This window comes from Guggenheimella bovis, assembly GCF_054492335.1.
Genome location: NZ_JBQWTF010000001.1, coordinates 707,457 through 725,021 on the forward strand (window position 1 = coordinate 707,457; position 17,565 = coordinate 725,021).

Annotated in this window: 14 protein-coding genes; 2 read left to right on the forward strand and 12 right to left on the reverse strand. The window is 44.8% G+C overall.

Annotation, left to right across the window (positions count from 1 at the left end):
• Positions 1-10: 10 nt before the first annotated feature.
• The 12 genes from ACUB3H_RS03625 to ACUB3H_RS03680 all read right to left on the reverse strand — a co-directional run bounded on the left by ACUB3H_RS03625 (position 11) and on the right by ACUB3H_RS03680 (position 12,135).
• Positions 11-709: a hypothetical protein gene (locus ACUB3H_RS03625; protein ID WP_459129294.1), complete on the reverse strand. Its 699-nt coding sequence runs from the start codon at positions 707-709 to the stop codon at positions 11-13.
• Between the two features lie 100 nt (positions 710-809).
• Entirely contained in the window at positions 810-1,508 is a 699-nt protein-coding gene (locus tag ACUB3H_RS03630; protein WP_459129295.1) for a hypothetical protein, read from the reverse strand.
• A gap of 112 nt (positions 1,509-1,620) precedes the next feature.
• Positions 1,621-2,991, reverse strand: a complete 1,371-nt coding sequence (locus ACUB3H_RS03635; RefSeq protein ID WP_459129296.1) for an aldehyde dehydrogenase — start codon at positions 2,989-2,991, stop codon at positions 1,621-1,623.
• The gene (locus ACUB3H_RS03640) at positions 2,988-3,629 is read right to left on the reverse strand and encodes a TetR/AcrR family transcriptional regulator (protein WP_459129297.1); all 642 of its coding nucleotides are present in this window, start codon (positions 3,627-3,629) and stop codon (positions 2,988-2,990) included. Before ACUB3H_RS03640 ends, ACUB3H_RS03635 begins: the two co-directional genes overlap by 4 nt.
• 2 nt (positions 3,630-3,631) lie before the next feature.
• Entirely contained in the window at positions 3,632-4,411 is a 780-nt protein-coding gene (locus ACUB3H_RS03645) for a hypothetical protein (RefSeq protein ID WP_459129298.1), read from the reverse strand.
• 1 nt (position 4,412) lies between these two features.
• Positions 4,413-5,414, reverse strand: coding sequence for a transketolase family protein (locus ACUB3H_RS03650; RefSeq protein WP_459129299.1), 1,002 nt, complete (start codon positions 5,412-5,414; stop codon positions 4,413-4,415).
• Complete coding sequence (locus tag ACUB3H_RS03655) at positions 5,415-6,278, reverse strand: transketolase (protein WP_459129300.1); 864 nt, start codon at positions 6,276-6,278, stop codon at positions 5,415-5,417.
• Between the two features lies 1 nt (position 6,279).
• A complete protein-coding gene (locus ACUB3H_RS03660) occupies positions 6,280-7,536 on the reverse strand; it encodes an aminotransferase class III-fold pyridoxal phosphate-dependent enzyme (RefSeq protein WP_459129301.1) in 1,257 nt (418 codons plus the stop codon).
• A 2-nt stretch (positions 7,537-7,538) separates the two neighbouring features.
• Positions 7,539-8,297 (reverse strand): hypothetical protein, encoded by a 759-nt coding sequence (locus tag ACUB3H_RS03665; protein ID WP_459129302.1) that lies wholly within the window; start codon positions 8,295-8,297, stop codon positions 7,539-7,541.
• Positions 8,298-8,436: 139 nt separating this feature from the next.
• Positions 8,437-9,312: an AEC family transporter gene (locus tag ACUB3H_RS03670; protein ID WP_459129303.1), complete on the reverse strand. Its 876-nt coding sequence runs from the start codon at positions 9,310-9,312 to the stop codon at positions 8,437-8,439.
• Complete coding sequence (locus ACUB3H_RS03675; protein WP_459129304.1) at positions 9,309-10,937, reverse strand: phospho-sugar mutase; 1,629 nt, start codon at positions 10,935-10,937, stop codon at positions 9,309-9,311. The genes ACUB3H_RS03670 and ACUB3H_RS03675 overlap by 4 nt, the downstream gene beginning before the upstream one ends.
• A complete protein-coding gene (locus tag ACUB3H_RS03680; protein WP_459129305.1) occupies positions 10,918-12,135 on the reverse strand; it encodes a patatin-like phospholipase family protein in 1,218 nt (405 codons plus the stop codon). Before ACUB3H_RS03680 ends, ACUB3H_RS03675 begins: the two co-directional genes overlap by 20 nt.
• 214 nt (positions 12,136-12,349) lie before the next feature.
• On the opposite strand from ACUB3H_RS03680, the gene ACUB3H_RS03685 reads away from it, so the two are divergent.
• Together ACUB3H_RS03685 and ACUB3H_RS03690 are read left to right on the forward strand one after the other, a co-directional pair.
• Positions 12,350-15,757 carry an InlB B-repeat-containing protein gene (locus ACUB3H_RS03685; protein ID WP_459129306.1) on the forward strand — a complete coding sequence of 1,136 codons (3,408 nt, stop codon included), beginning with the start codon at positions 12,350-12,352 and terminating at the stop codon, positions 15,755-15,757.
• A 195-nt stretch (positions 15,758-15,952) separates the two neighbouring features.
• Positions 15,953-17,565 (forward strand): InlB B-repeat-containing protein (locus ACUB3H_RS03690; RefSeq protein WP_459129307.1); only part of this gene is annotated, 1,613 nt, incomplete at its 3' end.

Sequence of the window (17,565 nt, forward strand, 5' to 3'; positions counted from 1 at the left end):
AGGTTATTTCTTATAACACATAGGAAATCTTACGTTTTCTACGTGAGACATTCATCCCTACAAAGCCCTTTTCAATGAGTAAGCTCTGAATATCTAAGGCATCAAAGTCTACATCGAAGTACTTTCTAAACTCTTTGATCGGGGCTTCTTTTAGATCTTTATGGAGAATAAAGCGCCATACGCCATCTTCGGTCTTACTCTGATACTTCTTCTTTAACGCTTTAATTTCAAGCCCACCCTTCATAATGTTATAGAGAGAGAAGATATTTGTAGGGGCAACGGAACATACGAGGTGCTCGTAGCCTTTTAAGCGAGCGAAGCGTTCAGCGACCATGAGGGTAATCCCCTGAAGACGATTTCCTCGATATTTAGGATCCACGACGGTACTTTCAAGTTGTACCACTTGATTTAAATCGAGGGGTAGCTTGATGTCGTGTGCGAGGTTACTTTCATCTGTTCTTGGAACACTTATAAAGCGCGATGCGATTAAATCTTTCTTATCATTGTAAACGCCAAAGAGAGCTCCCCCGTTTTTTAACGCATGGCGCATCTCATCGGCCGTATCTTCTACGAACCAATCTTTTCGAGTCATTCCCTCATGGATTCGAATTTGCATTTCGATGACTTCTTGTACGTTTTCTAAATCTAATCTGACAACCTGAAAATCAGTTTTATGTTTCTTTAAAACTCCTGCGTGAAGTGTGTTCATTCCTCCTCCAATCTGACAACTTGCGTTTGCTTCTTACGTTGCCTGTTATCTTTTACCCCGAAGAAAGAACAAAAAAACGCTCACTTTTGTGAGCGCTACCTTAGCGTACATAACTAATTCGATGTTGTTCTCTACAGACATTCGTTCCAATGAAGCCCTTTTCAATGAGCTTCGTCTGAAGTTCAAGCTGTTCAAAGTGTATGTCAATTTTTCTCATCACAGGCTTTACTTCTCTCTCCTTAAGTTCCTTATGGAGTACGAAGCGCCACACGCCACCGTCGGTCTTCTCCTGATACTTTTTCTTTAAAGCCTTAATCGAAAGTCCCCCCATCATGATGTTATAGAGTGAATAGATGTTTGTGGGAGCCACCGTACAGACGAGGTGTTCGTACTTATTGTCTCTCGCGAACTCTTCGGCAACCATGAGCGTAATCGCCTGGAGGTTATTACCCCTATAGGCTGGATCTACGACGGTACTTTGAAGCTGAACGACAGAATGTAAGTCGACGGGAAAGGAAAGGTCATAGGCGAGGTTACTTCTCGACTCTCTTGGAATCCTTATAAAGCGCGTCGCAATGAGCTCATTCTTACTATTTTTGACACCAAAAAGAACACCCCCACTCTTTAAAGCATCCTTTAGTTCCTTTTCCGTATCCTCTACGAGCCATTCTTTATGACTCATTCCTTCGTGAACACGAACCTGAAGCTCTAATGCTTGAGGGACTTGTTCTAGATCGAGACTGACAACTTGGAACTTTTCATTATGTTTTTGTAATACTCCGGTAAAGATCGCGTTCATCGTCCCTCCTATCTGACAACCTAATGTTTTGTCATTGTTTGCATGCTAATATTACCCGAACTTCCGTTAAGAAAAAAGAGGAGTTTTGTAAAAAAAAGATAGAGCTTTCGCTCTATCCTTTGAAGATAAATTCGGGGGGTTCTCCTGCTTCATTCTTATAGGGATGGTATCGAATCGGAAGGTCGAAATACCAGCTTTTTTTCACGATGCTCTTCTTATGAGAAAAGGTATCGAAGCTTCTTTTTCCATGGTAGCTTCCCATACCAGAGTTCCCCACACCACCGAAAGGCATGTAGGGGCTCGAAAGGTGAACGAGCGTGTCGTTTACACAGCCACCTCCGAAGCTCACACACTGTAAGATCTTTTCCTCGACACCTTCGTCTTTCGTAAAGAGGTAGAGTGCCAAGGGCTTTTCTCTCTCGTTTACAAAGCGAACGACCTCGTCGATGTTCTTGTAACTTAGGATTGGAAAGATCGGTCCAAAGATCTCTTCTTGCATGATCTTGGAATCGAGCGCAGGCTCATCGACTAAGGTAAAGGGGAACTGCTCCTTCGTCATGCGGTCGTCCTGAAAGAGGATCGTTTGACCGACGAGGTTTTCTTTCAAGCGGGCAAGGTGCTTTTCAGAAATGATCTTAGGGAAAGCTTTCTCGATGTACTCCTTCGAAGGAAGCATCTTCTTGTACACTTTAATGAGCTCTTTTACAAAGCGTTTCTTTATACTCTGATCGACTAAAATGTAGTCTGGAGCGACACACGTCTGTCCGGAGTTCATGAGCTTACCGAAGAGAATGCGCTTTGCCGTCTGCTTAAGGTCGGCACTCTTTTCGACAATACAAGGGCTCTTTCCTCCGAGCTCCAAGGTAACTGGTGTTAAGTGCTTACTCGCAGCCTCCATCACAACTCTTCCTACGACGGGATTACCCGTAAAGAAGATGTAATCGAATCGCTCTTCAAGGAGTGCTTTGTTCTCTTCTCTTCCCCCTGTAATCACCTGAAAGAGGCCTGGATCGAGGTAGTTCTCGATGATCTCTTTTATGACTTCACTTACGTTTGGTGAGTAGGCAGAGGGCTTCACGACGACAGCATTCCCTGCAGCCATCGCTCCGATAAGAGGATTGATGCAGAGCTGAAAAGGGTAGTTCCAGGGTGACATGACGAGCACCACCCCGTACGGTTCACTGAGCTGGTAGCTCTGTGCGGGAGCCTGTGTCATAGCGGTCTTTAGCTTTTCTGGCTTGGCCCAGCTCTTTAAGTGTTTTTTCATGAATTCAATCTCACCTAGAACGAGCCCTATTTCACTCAAGGTCGATTCGTAGGGAGACTTGTTGAGGTCTCGCTTTAGCGCTTCACAAATTTTTCCTTTATTTTCTCGTATACCACGCTCTAGCTTTGAAAGCTCGCTAATTCTAAAATCTACCGATCTCGTAATGCCACTTTCGAAGCTTCTTCGAGCCAGCGTACACGCTTGATGTATGTTCATATGAACCCTTTCAGTATTTCTAGATACCTCCTTACGAGTTCCTCTTCATCCTCTACCTCTTGGCCTAAATAACGAGCCATTCGAGCTTTAAAGTAATACGTAGCTAAGGAGAATTGAAGCATGACGATGAGGTTATCGATCGCAAAGGTCACCATCGGAATGTCGATGTCCTTTCGGAGCTCTCCGCGCTCCATGCCCTCTCGAATCATCTTTTCGTACATCTCTAAAAAGATCGTTTCGACCTTTTCTGTAAGCTCCTGACTCCTAGGACCTAGCTCCTCTACGTTTAGGTTCAAGTAGAGCTTCGAAAAGTCAGGATGCTCCTTGGCATAGCGAATGGTGACGCGAATGAGTCGCTCCATCTTTTCTAAGAAGGTCCCCTCCTCTACATGAATGTCCGTTACGGCCTTTTCTAGGATCTCGTAGCCCTTTTGAATCATGGCAAAGAAGAGATTTTCCTTACTCGGAAAGTAGCTATAGAGGCTACCGATGCTGATCTCAGCACGCTTTGCTATCGTATTGATACTCGCTCCACTGTAGCCTTTTTCGGCAAATTCAGCGATCGTATGGTAAAAGAGTCGATCTCTTTTTTCAGGAGAGATCTTTTCAAAGGTATCGGTGTGAAATACGTTTTTCATAGTTATGCTTGAATAAGGCCTCCGACAAGCATCATAAAGTCGCCGATCATTGCGCCAAATTCAGGTGCTCCTTCCATGATGAGTTTCTTTTTAGCAGTTAAGTCTAAGAGGTCACCCGTCTGTAAAAGGATCTGTAGAGCACTGTCGACATCGGCAAAACGCATCGTAAAGAAGGGTTGCGAGCGTTTGTAGTAACCGCGTGACGACTTGGTCTTTCCGGCCTTTACTCTCAGATAGGCGCCTAAATCTTCATACCCATCCACAGCAAAGGCATACACACGATCAGGTGACTTCATACTCCAATTTTTGACATCGGGGTGCTCTAACTTATTGAGCTGACTGATGCCACTTGAAAGGAGGTAAAAGAGACAGCGTGTGAGAAGTTCCTTGGTCTCTTGGTCGGCTGGTGCTTCCTTGGCTCCGAGTAGACTTGCCATCTTAAGAAGGGACTGGAAGAAAGGAACGAGTAAGCCGATCTTAAAGATGCCTTTAATCCTTGGAAGCTTCTTTGATGTTCCACGGAAGAAGCCATTAAAGTGCTTTAGGTTCTTAAAGGCCAGTTCAATGTCGGGCTTCTTATGTGTTCCTAAAGCGACCTCGATGTCTCCTTCTTTAAAGATAAAGTGCATCGCCAGAGTCTTTGCGAGATGCTTTGTGGAGATTTGAACGACACCAGACTTTCCTACAAACTTCTTTTTTAAGTCGGTGCGGTTAATGATCTCTTTTAAGACGGGAAGTACGCTATTTAAAAAGATATTGGCTGCATAGACTTCACTTCTCATCTTACACCTCGTCAGTCCAGTCCTCGTCCTCCTCAAAGTCGAGCTTCATGACGTCACGGATGGTGTTCATGATACCATTCGTATCGATGCCGTGATAGCTCATCAAGTCTTCGTGGAAGCCGATGGGGCTAAAGCAGTCTTGAAGTCCTAGACGTCTAAATGCACAAGCCTTTCCGCTCTCAGCGATCACTTCTGCTACCGCACCTCCGAGACCTCCTATGATGCTGTGATCTTCAGCCGTTACGATACGTCTTGTGTCGTGAAGTGCTTTAAGGATAGCTTCCTTATCGATGGGCTTAATCGTATGCATGTTTAAAACGCGCACTTTAAGGCCATCGTTTTCAAGCTCTCTCGCAGCTTGGAGTGCTTGGAATACGGCAGAACCACAGGCGATGACGGTGATGTCTGTTCCCTCGTGGAGCTCAACGGCTTTACCAATTTCAAAGCCATATTCCATGGTGTCGTAGACGATCTGGTCAAAGCCACGGTTAATTCGGATGTAGAAAGGACCGTCGATGGCTACAGCAGCCTGAACGGCGTTTGCTGTCTCCATTCCATCTGCAGGAACGACGACAGTGAGGTTTGCCATGGAACGCATGATCGCGATGTCTTCCGTCGAATGGTGCGTCGTTCCAGCCTGTCCAAAGCTCGTTCCAGCGTGCGATGCGATCATCTTCACGTTAAGGTTTTGATAGCAGATATCCGTATGTACCTGGTCGAGTGCACGGCAGGAGTTAAAGATCGCAAAAGATGAGGTAAAGGGAATGAAGCCTAGCTTTGCAAGGCCCGCAGCGATACCAAACTGGTTCTGTTCTGCAATTCCCACGTTAAAGAAGCGATCCGGGAACTTTGCCATAAAGGTACCAATTTTCGTACTCTTTGCAAGGTCAGCCGTCAAGGTGACAATTCGGTCGTTGGTTTCGGCTAAATCGACCAGCATCTTCGAATAGACTTCAGCCGTAGAGAGCTTGGTCGTTTCAACACTCGTATATGTGATTCCCATCTATTCCCCCTTAATCGTTTGAAGCATAGCTTCATGGTACTTGTCGAGACTTTCATGGGCTTTTTTCGCAAGCTCTTCGTTAATCGCACCGTAGTGCCACTTGTAGTCTCCTGCAGCAAAGTCGACACCGTTACCCTTTACGGTATCTAAGATAATACACGTCGGTCGATCGGTCGTCGCTTTGGCCTTTTCGATCGCTTCTTTCATGTCTTTAAAGCGGTGACCATTTACGACAAAGGTCTGGAAACCAAAGGCCTCCCACTTGTCCTTAAAAGGCTCTAGCTTCATGACATCTTCTGTCATACCGTCGATCATGGCGTGGTTTCTATCGACTAGGGTGATGAGCTTATGGGCTTTAAAGTTCGGGATACTCATGGCAGCTTCCCAGATGCTTCCTTCATCACACTCACCGTCACCTAGGAGACAGTAAACGTAGCTGTCCTTTTTAAGGAGGCGGTTACCGAGAGCCATTCCGAGTGCGATCGAAAGACCGTGACCCAAAGATCCCGTCGAGGCTTCGACGCCACGAACCTTGTTGCTATCGAGGTGCATACCGAGGTAGCTTCCCGTTAGGTTAAAGGTCTTTAGGTCTTCTCTCGGGATGAGTCCAATGTCAGAAAGGATCGTTACATAACCGATGGCAGCGTGTCCTTTACTCATTAAGAAGCGGTCACGATCGGGCCAGTCGGGATCTTCTTTCTTGTAGTTCATCTCGTTGTAATAGAGTAGCGTTGCGATGTCGATCATACTTAAAGCGCCACCTAAGTGACCGCTTCCTGCTTGTAGAACGGTATCGACGATCATGTGTCGAAGTTCGTTCGCCTTATTTTCAAGAGCAAGCTCTTGTTCGAGTGTAAGTGGCATGTTATCTCCTCTCTGGATGGTTTTGAAGCACTGCTTCAAAGGCACTTGCAGCAATCTTTAGCGTTTCTTCTGTCGTTTCTTCGTTCATGGAACAGTTCATAAAGAGGTTGTGGTGGTTCGTAAAGAAGGCTCCCCTTCGTACGCATTCACCGATCCACTCTTGATGAAGGACGTTGCTTTCGTCGTCCGTAAGACGCATGTACCACATGCTAGGCTCACCCGTGACCTTTAAGTGGAAGCCGTAGTCACTCGCGGTCTTCACGAGACCATCGGTGAGTCTCTTACCTTCTTCTAGCATCATTTTGGGTCCATTGATCTCGCGTAAAATCTTGATCGTTTCAATGGCTGCAGCCATCGGTAGAGCACTCAGCCAGTAGCTACCCGTGTAGAAGACACTACTGCAGGCTTCCTTTAAAGAGCTCTTACCTAAAAGGGCTGAGATGTTGTAGCCGTTTGCTAGCGCTTTACAGTAGCAGATGAGGTCGGCCTCAAAGCCATAGTGATGGTCACTTCCTGCAATGTCTAGACGGAAGCCGCAGCGTACGTCGTCGATGATTAAAACGATGCCGTACTTCGTACACATGTTTCGAACGGTCTTCCAGTAGCCGGGCTTTGGAAGCTCGTTATCGGCCATGGCTGGATGGTGATAGGGAGTACTGATGAGACCTGCGATCTCTCCAGGGTACTTGTTGATCACATCTTGTAGGGCTTCAATGTCATTAAAGGGGATTGAAATGATGTTACTGACGTCTTCTTCAATGATTCCAGGGTAACCGAGTTGTTGCATCCAGGGTGCGACTCCGTGGTAACCGCCGTGGAACTTAATAATGCGCTTACGTCCCGTCGCAGCTCTTGCGGTGAGCATTGCGAGGTTCGTGACGTCTCCACCGTTTTTTGCAAAGAAAGCCCAGTCGGCACTGTGAATCGTATCGACTAAAAGCTCTGCTAATTCGACCATCTTCGGCGTCGGAAGAATGCCGCAGTTTACGAGATCGAGCTGTTCTTTTGCAGCCTTATCGACTCGCTCATTGTGATAGCCCAGTACGATCGGTCCATAGGCACACATGTAGTCGATAAAGCGGTTGCCGTCGATGTCATAGACGTAGGCATCTTTCCCGTGGGTCATATAGAAGGGATAGTGACTCACTGGAATAAAACAGCCCTCAGAAGGTCCTAGGTGTCCGTAGACGCCTGCAGGAATAACCTTCGATGCTCTTTGAAAGAGCGCCTGACTCTTATCGTAATTATATGTATTCATCGTTACACCTCGTTCAGATAGAAGGGAACCTGAGCGAGAATCTTATTGAGATTATCGATCATAGGAATCCTTCCCTTTACTTGTAGCTTGCCGTTACCAATGCAGGCATAACTGTCGAGCTCGCCACGTAAGATGCCTCCCGCCGTATCGATCGAATCGAAGGTCATAAAAGCGAGTGGACTCGGATGTACGCCCTTCACGGTCGTGAGCTTTCCGCCGTTAGCTAAGATATAGATCTTCTCCGAATCGATGATTTCAATCTGAATGGCCCCGTCTTGAATTCTAGAAGCATTCTTTTGTCCTAATGGATCTAAGTTTGCAATCTCACTCAAGCTAAAGAATGCAACCATCGCCGTCATTAAGGTATTCATGTCTCTAAAGCTCTTGTCCTTTAGAGCTTCTTTGGAGCACATGAGGGTATCGGTAAGGATTTCAGCAAGCTCGCTAAACTCCTTGGTCATAAAGGATAGCTTCGTAAGTCCCTTTAAAGGAATGGGATTCTTTGTTCCCTCCACCATCTGATTGAAGTGATTAGGATTTAAGAAAGACAAGTGAATGTCTGTAGACCCTGCACCTCGAATCGCCTGACACTTTCCTGATTGAAAGCTCAGAATCAAGGGATCAATACCAGGAACTACAAACCGAACTCCGATATTCTTCCCTTGAATAAGGTTTTTTGCCTTCTCATTCAACTGACAGAGGTCCTCTAAACTCCTAAGAACCGCATGCAAGTTGATGGAAGCTTTTACGAGTTGATTCATCGACACCTCCTATCGAGCGAGCGCTCGTTCTTTCAATAAGCATACGACTATCATTTTGTCAAGTCAAGAACAAATGAAGTTTCTATTAAAAAACACACACCGTAAATACAGTGTGTGTTAATAGGTTCATAAATAAGTTTTATAAAAACATCGTAATAAAAGGAATCGACGCCATGGAAAGGAGTGTACTCACGACGACGAGAGTCGCCATCTCTTTGGCGTTCACGTCGTAGTACTCGGCAAACATCGCTCCGTTTACAGCCATGGGCATGGCAAAGAGGATCACAGGGATGTTTACGAGGTGACCGGAAAAACCGACGGCTCGAAGTGAAAAGAGCATGACTAGAGGTATCACGACGAGGCGAAGGATGCTAAAGATAACAGGCTTTGGATCAGTCGTGACATCAGAGAGTCTAAAGTCTGTGATCATCATTCCAAGCACGATCATGGAGATCGGGGTAGCCGTAGAACCTACGAGTGTAATGAGTTCAAGAAGGACTGGGGGCCAGGAGATGTCTAAGATAAACATGGTAAAGCCCAGCACCACACAGACGAGCGAGGGATTCAAAAGACTCTTAAGAGTTGATCCCTCAGGTTTTGAAAAGAGCCTTACGCCATACGTCCACATGGATGTATTAAAGCTTATGAGCATGATGGAGGCGTAAAAAAGAGCTTCGTTTCCGTAGAGTGCTCCCACAAGTGGAATGCCCATGAAGCCGCAGTTTGAAAAGACTAATCCAAAGCGGTAAGCACTACTCGCTTCTCCTCGATAAAGTCGAGACCCTAGCATACTTAGGATATATAAAGTAGCACTGACGCCTAGAATCCAAAGGGAGTTCACGAGCATTTCCTTAGAAAACTTAAATGCCATGCCTTGTAAGATAAAGAAAGGCAGTGCAATATTTACAACAAAAGCGGACGCACTCTTTCGGAAGTCCGAAGGAATGCGACCGCTCTTTTCTGCTATAAAACCGACGAAGATGAGTAAGAAGAAGACAAGTACCGCGTGTATCATTGAAGTTTTTCCTGAAGTTCCTCTCGAATAGTTTTTAGGGCTTCTTCTGTTTCTTCACGAGAAGCTGAAGAAGCACCGATGTATATCTTTAATTTTGGTTCTGTTCCGGAAGGACGCATGGCGATCCAAGTATCCTTCTCAAAGATCCACTTTAAGACATTTTCCTTAGGAAGACCCGTATCGTCTTTTAAGAAGTCTGTAAAGTGAAGAACCTTTCTACCTGCAATGGATGAAATCCCTTCATTTCTAAAGCGTTCCATGAGGGAAGCAATCTTTTCTTGTCCTTCGATGCCATCGAGTGTAAGAACAATCTGTCCTTCTTTCGAGTAACCAAAGCGCTTATAGATGTTCTCAAGACGATCTACAAGGGTCATACCCTCCGTTTTGGCGAAGATCGCCATCTCAGAGACGAGCATAAGTGCATTAATGCCGTCCTTATCTCTCGCATGAAGCGCATTTAAGTAACCGAAGCTCTCTTCAAAGCCTAAAAGGAAGTTTTCATTTTGATTCATGGCTTCCCCGATGTACTTAAAGCCTGTGAGTGTACGCTCTACAGGAACTCTTCCCTCAGCGATACGGTCGATTAAAAGGGAACTTACGATGGTCGTAACGACATTTCCCGAAAGACCGCGTTCTAAGAGGTAATCGAGCATCAAGGCACCCATCTGATTACCGTCTATAAAGACGTACTCTCCACCATGAAGAACCATAGCACCTAAACGGTCAGCGTCGGGGTCTGTTGCGATTAAGAGGTCGGCTTTATGCTTATAACCTAAGCTCTTAGCGACTTCAAAGACCGATGGGTTTTCTGGGTTTGCTACCTCTACCTCCGGGAATGTTCCATCCGGTTCAATCTGCGAAGGAACCGTTACGACGTTTACTCCTAAAGACTTTAAAGCCTTTAGTGCAGCACGTGCTCCTGTACCGTGAAGAGGCGTATAGACGACCGTGAGATCGTATGATGTTTCTTTTACACGGATAAACTTCATCGCATCTTGAATGGCTTGATCGTAATCATCCCAGACGCTCCTTGGCGTCCAGTCAATCTTACCACTTTGTAGATGTTCATGGAAGGTCAGAAGTTCAAGCTTACTTAGATCCTTCATCTCATTGTAGTACTTTAATATCTCATTGGCTTCTTTTTCAAGCACTTGTCTACCACTCGAATGGTAGACCTTAAAGCCATTGTATTCTCTTGGGTTATGACTTGCTGTAATGACGATACCTGCTGTGGCCTTTAAGTGTCTTACGGCAAAGGACAGTTCAGGTGTACTAGCGTAATCAGGAAACAAGTAGACCTTTACGCCATAGGAAGCCAATGCTCTTGCAGCTTCTTTTGAAAAGACGTCGGAATTTAGTCTTGAGTCATAAGCGATGACGACTACAGGGTCTTTACTTAAATCGTTCACCCAACGAGCGACCGCGTAACTTACGCGAAGAATGATGTAGCGGTTTAAGCGGTTTGTTCCCGGACCCATCTTCCCACGAATACCAGCCGTACCAAAGGAGAGCTCTTTGTAGAAAGACTCCTTGATCTCTTCTGGAGAAAGCTTTCGTAGCTCGTTTTTATATTCCTCGTCGTAGATGGGACTCTTGAGTTCTGCCTCATAGATTTCTTGATACATTTCTTCCTCCTAAAAGACATCGACAAAGTTCTGAAATAATCTCTTGGTACTCTCCAACCTTAAAGCTCACTCGCTTCGCAAAGAAGGCCTGGAGCTGGCTTACAAGATCAATAGTCGCCTTTTCTTCTTTTTTCATTCCCTCTTCGACCTTTTCTAAGAAAGTCTCAAAGGAATAGATCTCAAACCTTGGAATATGGCGGTCTAGCGCATAGAGCTCCAAAAGTCTTAAGCCCAAACGTTCATAGTCCGATTCATCCGTTAGACCTGTGATGGTTTGAATCACAGGAACCATCTCTTCAAAGACGATACGCCTAAAGGGACGATCCTTTCCAAGGTTTAAAGTCTTCGCGCTCTTAAGAACAACCTCTTCAGGAATGTTACAAAGTAGCGAGAAGAAGAAGTCTTCCGGGATGTCCTTTAAATAATAAAGGGAACCCTTTAGAGAATCGAGCTCTCGAATCATGTCGTAGTAGCCGGCGAGAATGTTCTCACGGCTCAGTTCTCGGTCGAAACTTAGGATACTTCCCAAATCGTGCTGGGGAGAGATGGTCACGAGAGGGACACTACTCTCAAGCTTTTGATGACGACCCACTCCATGCGTTCTCAATATGTAGATCTTCGTATATTCGTCAGAACGAAGTAGGAGATCTAAGGGGATATTATTGTGAAGCCCACCGTCCATATATTCTCTCTTCTCTTGAGAAAAGACGGGAAGGTAAGCACTCGCCATGATGTACTCATGAAGCTTTCCTTCAGGAATCTCATCGATTAAGAGTTCCTTTGATTCACGCGTCGAAAGGTTTACGAGCACGAGACCATAGTGAATAGAACCTTTTCGAATACGCTCTTCATCAATGTATTCTTCGATGCGCTTCTTTAAGGGATCAATGTTGATTCCTTTCCTCTTTATAATGTCCGGGAAAGAAGAAATGAGGTCGACAAAAGAAAGCTTCTCCTTACGAAGCCCCTCCATCAGATCCTCATTGGCATCGATGTAAATACTCGGATCAATGTTGTAATACATGTCATAGAGATCATCGAGCTTATCCATGGCGACAAAGGCGCCGTTTATAGCACCGATCGATGTACCCGTTACGCCTTGAATCTCGATTCCTCGTTCTTTTAGGGCCTTTAAAGCACCCACCTGGTAGGAACCTCTCGTTCCCCCACCCTCTAAAACAACACCTATTTTTTCCATAACACCTCACTTTTTCATTTGTACCCAAAAAACTCTTAGAAGGTGCTTTTCTATCGAAAGAGCACGTTCTTGGATATAGCTAACAATAGCAAAATTCATAGGGTAATTATTACATAATTTTCTTTACTTAGTTCGAAAGTGAAGTGTTATAATTTTTCTTAACTCCAGAAGAAAAATTCTTTTAGAGTTAATGAAAAGAAACGGAGAAAAGAAAATGAAAAGAAACAGATCTCTGGCACTGATTCTTGCACTGGCCATGATTTTTGGTCTCGTAGGAATTCAACCCCAAGCGTACGCACTCCCTGCGACGAAACTCATTGTAGATGGCGTAGATCTCATCGCTAATCCTACAGGTGTTTCAGGAGTTAGCTACGATGCTGCAACCTCAACACTCACACTAAACGGCGCAAATCTCACCAAGGGTACCGAAATAGATACAGATAATAGCGGTTCACCCGATGCTTATGCGGTCATTTTCTCAGACGGTGATTTAACCGTAGATATCCAAGGAACCAACACGATTACAGCTGGTCCGACGACCTTATCAGTGGGTGCCGGAATCTACATGTTAAGTAAGCAGTCAACCTATGCACAACCAAACACACTGAAGATCACTGGAACAGGTACGCTTTCTATCAATATGCGTCAAGCAAAGTACGATGCTTTAAACAGCTTACCTCCGATTGCAAATATGCCTCAATTTGAAGGGATCTATAAGTTCGATATCTCCGGACTCGATCCAGGTAATGATGATTTTCCAACCCAGGTTGTAGGACCTACGGGAACGAAAATCGCCATTCATGATCCTGTTGTTAAAGAAGGATACGTTTTCGATCATTGGAATGGAACTCCTTCCACCTATCCTAAAGGAACGACAGAAGTAACGATCGGTTCAGCCGATGCCTACATCATGCCATCTCTCGTCCAAGGAACTTATACAGTAACGATGGCTCCAGATAGTGGTACAGCAGATAGAACATCTGGTGTTATGAACACTTGGGTAAACCTAACAGCTCCAACAGGAGTCAATGTGTTTAAATGGGTCGTCACCTATGATGACGATGGTACGGTATATAAAGAAGTCTTCCCTGCTGACCCAAAATTCCAGATTCCTGGTAAGAACGTAACGGTAACGGCCGTTCTCGATCCTACCTACACGCTAACAGTAGATGCAGGTCAAGGCACAAACAACATGACCTCACCTCAAACGCTAGCTCCTGGTGCAGTAGTTACACTAACGGCTCCAACAGCACCGCAAGGTTACACGTTTGACTCTTGGGACGTAACAGGTGATCCTTCAACTACTTCGATCCTTGCATCACAGACGACGTATACTATGCCTTCATCTAACGTAACACTGACGGCTAAATACGTTCAAAAGATGTATAAGCTTACGATCGATCCAAATGGTGGAACGACAACACTTCCACTGGAACAACAAGGTCCAGAAAATACTCAATATCAGCTAGTGGATCCAACACCAGCACCAGGATATCAATTTACAGGTTGGAAAGTAGACGGTCATTTCCTCTTCACTTTCTTAAATCCAGGAACTGATCAGATTATCGTAAATGATTCTGACATCACACTAACTGCCCAATACGGAAAGCTCTATAAAGTCATTATGACAGTAGCTGATGGTTCAGCTACTCCTACAGAAGCACTTGAAGGAACAGAGATTCAACTCACTGCTCCTACGACCATTCCGCAAGGAAAGGTATTTACAGGCTGGGGCATTCGCTTAGCTGGAAATACAGCAGATAACTACACCGTATCAAAGGATGTCGCAAAATTCTCTATGCCAGCATCCGATACGGAGGTTAGAGCCATCTTTGCTGATGCAACTCATACACTTACGATCGATGTAGCTCCTGGTACAACGACCATGACATCTCCCCAAGAGCTACCTAAGGATGCTGTCGTACAACTCGTAGCTCCAACGACACCGAATAACCTTCGTTTCATCGGTTGGACTGTGACAGGAGATGTGAACGTCACCGAGCTAGTTGCTACGGCAAAGACCTACACGATGCCTGACACGAACGTAACGCTTAAAGCGAATTACGAACCTCTCTATAAGCTATCCTTTGACACAAAGGGAGGAACACCGGTTCCACAAGATAAGTACTTAGCAGAAAAAGAAACGACTGTTCTTCCAACGCTACAAACGGTTCCAAACGGAGCACGTTTCATGGGCTGGGTAGATGCGAATGGAAAGCTCTTTAATGCGGGAACAACATTCGAAATGCCTAATAAGGACACAACTCTAACAGCTAAATTTGCTGAACTCTACTACGTAGATGTTGTAAACGGTACTGGCGATGGCTGGTATGCTGCTGGAGATATCGTTTGGATCGATGCCTATAAAGCACCAGCTGGTGAAGTATTCTACGGTTGGCATTCAACGGATCTAAACCTCGTTTTAAGTAACAAATTAGCAGCTAAAACTTCCTTTGTAATGCCAGCTCACCCTGTAACACTTACTGCTTGGTATGCTAAATCTGCTTCAAACATTCAAACCTACCTTCGTGTTATTAAGGGCTCTGGTACAGGTTACTACCTAGAAGGTTCAAAAGTAACCATTGCTGCAGAACCAGCACCTCAAGGTTACGTATTTGACAGATGGGTTACAAATTACGGTAAGGTTTCTTACAGCAACAAATTTGCAGACAAGACGATCATTACACCCTCTGATAAACACACAACCATTGAAGCAACGTATCGTCCAATAAAAGAAACAAAAGTTCCAAGTCCAAATGTCGATAGAACATACGGCTATGACCGTATTGAAACAGCGATCGAAGTGTCACAGAGCAAATTTGTTTCTGCTCCAGCTGTTGTCATCGCACGTGCAGACATGCCTTTTGACGCACTCGCAGCTTCATCCTTTGCAAAATCAGTAAACGCTCCAATCCTCATTACAAATGGTTCTTCACTCGATGAACGCGTTGCTCGTGAAATCACTCGCTTAGAACCTAAGCAAGTATACGTACTCGGTGGACCTCTCGCTATTAGTAATAAAGCCGTCACACAGATCCAAAAGCTCGTAGGTAAGGTAACACGCATTGCTGGTAACGATCGTTATCAAACAGCTACACTTATTGCTCAACAAGTTCTAGCAAGGAATGGTAACAAGGGTACTGTAATCATCGCAACAGGCGAAGGATACTACGATGCACTCGCTATTAGTAGCTATGCAGCAAAAGCAGGCCTCCCAGTCGTTCTCGTTCAAAGAGATGCGATTCCACAAGTTACTAAGAAATTCCTAAGTGACTACAGATTTAAAAACGCTGTTGTAGTCGGTGGTACAGCTGTTATTAGTAATAACACGCTCAAGGCACTAGGAATCCCTGCAAAACGCGTAAGCGGTGCAACGCGCTTTGAGACAAGCGTAGCCATTGCAAACGAGTTCTTCCCAACTGCTACTCATGCATTCATCGTTAGCGGTGAGAACTTCTCAGATGCACTCGTTACAGGACCAGTCAGTGCTTCCTACAATGCACCAATCTTACTTTCAAAGCAAGGAAAAGCACCAGAAGTCATTACTCAACACTTGAGAGCTCACAACTACAAGAACATTACGATTATCGGTGGACCTCTCGTAGTTAGTGAATATAGATAGAAAACAATCAAGATTAGTGATCCTGAAAAGGATCACTTTTTTCTTTGTCAGAATAAAGAAAAAACAATGATTACATGCGTAAAAGTGATGGCTAAAATAATACATTTTAGTTTTATATGTTTTTATTCATGGTATATGTATTAAGATATAAGTCTATGGGGCATTCTTAGTCTTTTTGATCAAACGGAGGAAAATATGAAAGGAAAAAGGACCCTGGCTCTACTCCTAGCCATTACCATGATCTTCAGTACGTTAGGAATACAGCCACAAGCTTTTGCAGCTACTGCTACAAAGGTTTTTGTTGGGGGAAAAGATGTCACTGGTGACACTACCATGTGGAATAGTGCGACTAGTACTCTGACACTCAACGCACAATCTATTACAGCAGGACCATTCGATTCTGATGGAGACACAGCCAATGATACCTATGCAGGTATCTATGCGGATGGTGACATTACCATTAATCTCACTGGTAGCACTGTAATCGATGGAGAATTAACACCAACTCTTTCAAGAGCTGCCGCAATCTTTGTCGATAATGGTTCAGTTACTATGAAAGGAACTGGAACACTAGCGTTTAGGAAAAAAAATGTCGAAACAACACCTTTATCAAATGTTAAACCGACATATCAAGGATTGTATGTTGCGACATACGTAAACACCATAATACCTGGAAGTATACTTCCAATTTTAGTCGCACCAGCAGACTCTAGTATTAAAATCGGTATCGAACTAGATAAAACTGATCCGCCTGCTCAAAAATTTGTATCTTGGAAGATTACAGGTAACTCCGTTAATGACAACGTAATAAGAGAAAGTGTGGACCACTACACAATGCCAGCAGAGGATATCACACTCACTGCAATGTATGAGCCTCTCTATACACTACACTTTGACCTTGGTAATGGAAAAGACCCTTCTACTGATCCTAAGAGTCCATACCTTTATGACATAAATGAGACAGCAGGAGCAGATGTATGGATTCATGCGGATAGTCCAATACCACCACCAGGATATATATTCGAGGGGTGGAGTACAGATGGTGTTACAGTAACTTATCATCCTAGTGACTATCTATCAATGCCTAGCAATAATGTCACACTAAAAGCTGTATACTCACCAGATCCTGCAGCCACTTTTTACACCTTAACGTATGATGCTCAAGGTGGAACACCTGCTCCAGCCACTGAGAAGCTCGCTGAAAACGAGACAATAACGCTTCCTGATATTACAACTCCTCCTACAGGACAAGTCTTCGTTGGTTGGAGTGATGGTACAACGACCTATAAAGCGGGTGAAACCTTCACGATGCCAGCTAAGGATGTGACGCTTACAGCGCAGTACACACCAGTAACATACACCTTAACGTATGATGCTCAAGGTGGAACACCTGCTCCTGTAGCTGAGAAGCTCGCTGAAAACGAGACAATAACGCTTCCTGATATTACAACTCCTCCTACAGGACAAGTCTTCGTTGGTTGGAGTGATGGTACTACAACCTACAAAGCGGGTGAAACCTTCACGATGCCAGCTAAGGATGTGACGCTTACAGCGCAGTACACACCAGTAACCTACACCTTAACGTATGATGCTCAAGGTGGATCACCTGCTCCTTTAGCTGTGAAGCTCGCTGAAAACGCTACGACAACGCTTCCTGACATCGACACACCTCCTACAGGTCAAGTCTTCGCTGGTTGGAGTGATGGTACAACGACCTATAAAGCGGGTGAAACCTTCACGATGCCAGCTAAGGATGTGACGCTTACAGCGCAGTACACACCAGTAACATACACCTTAACGTATGATGC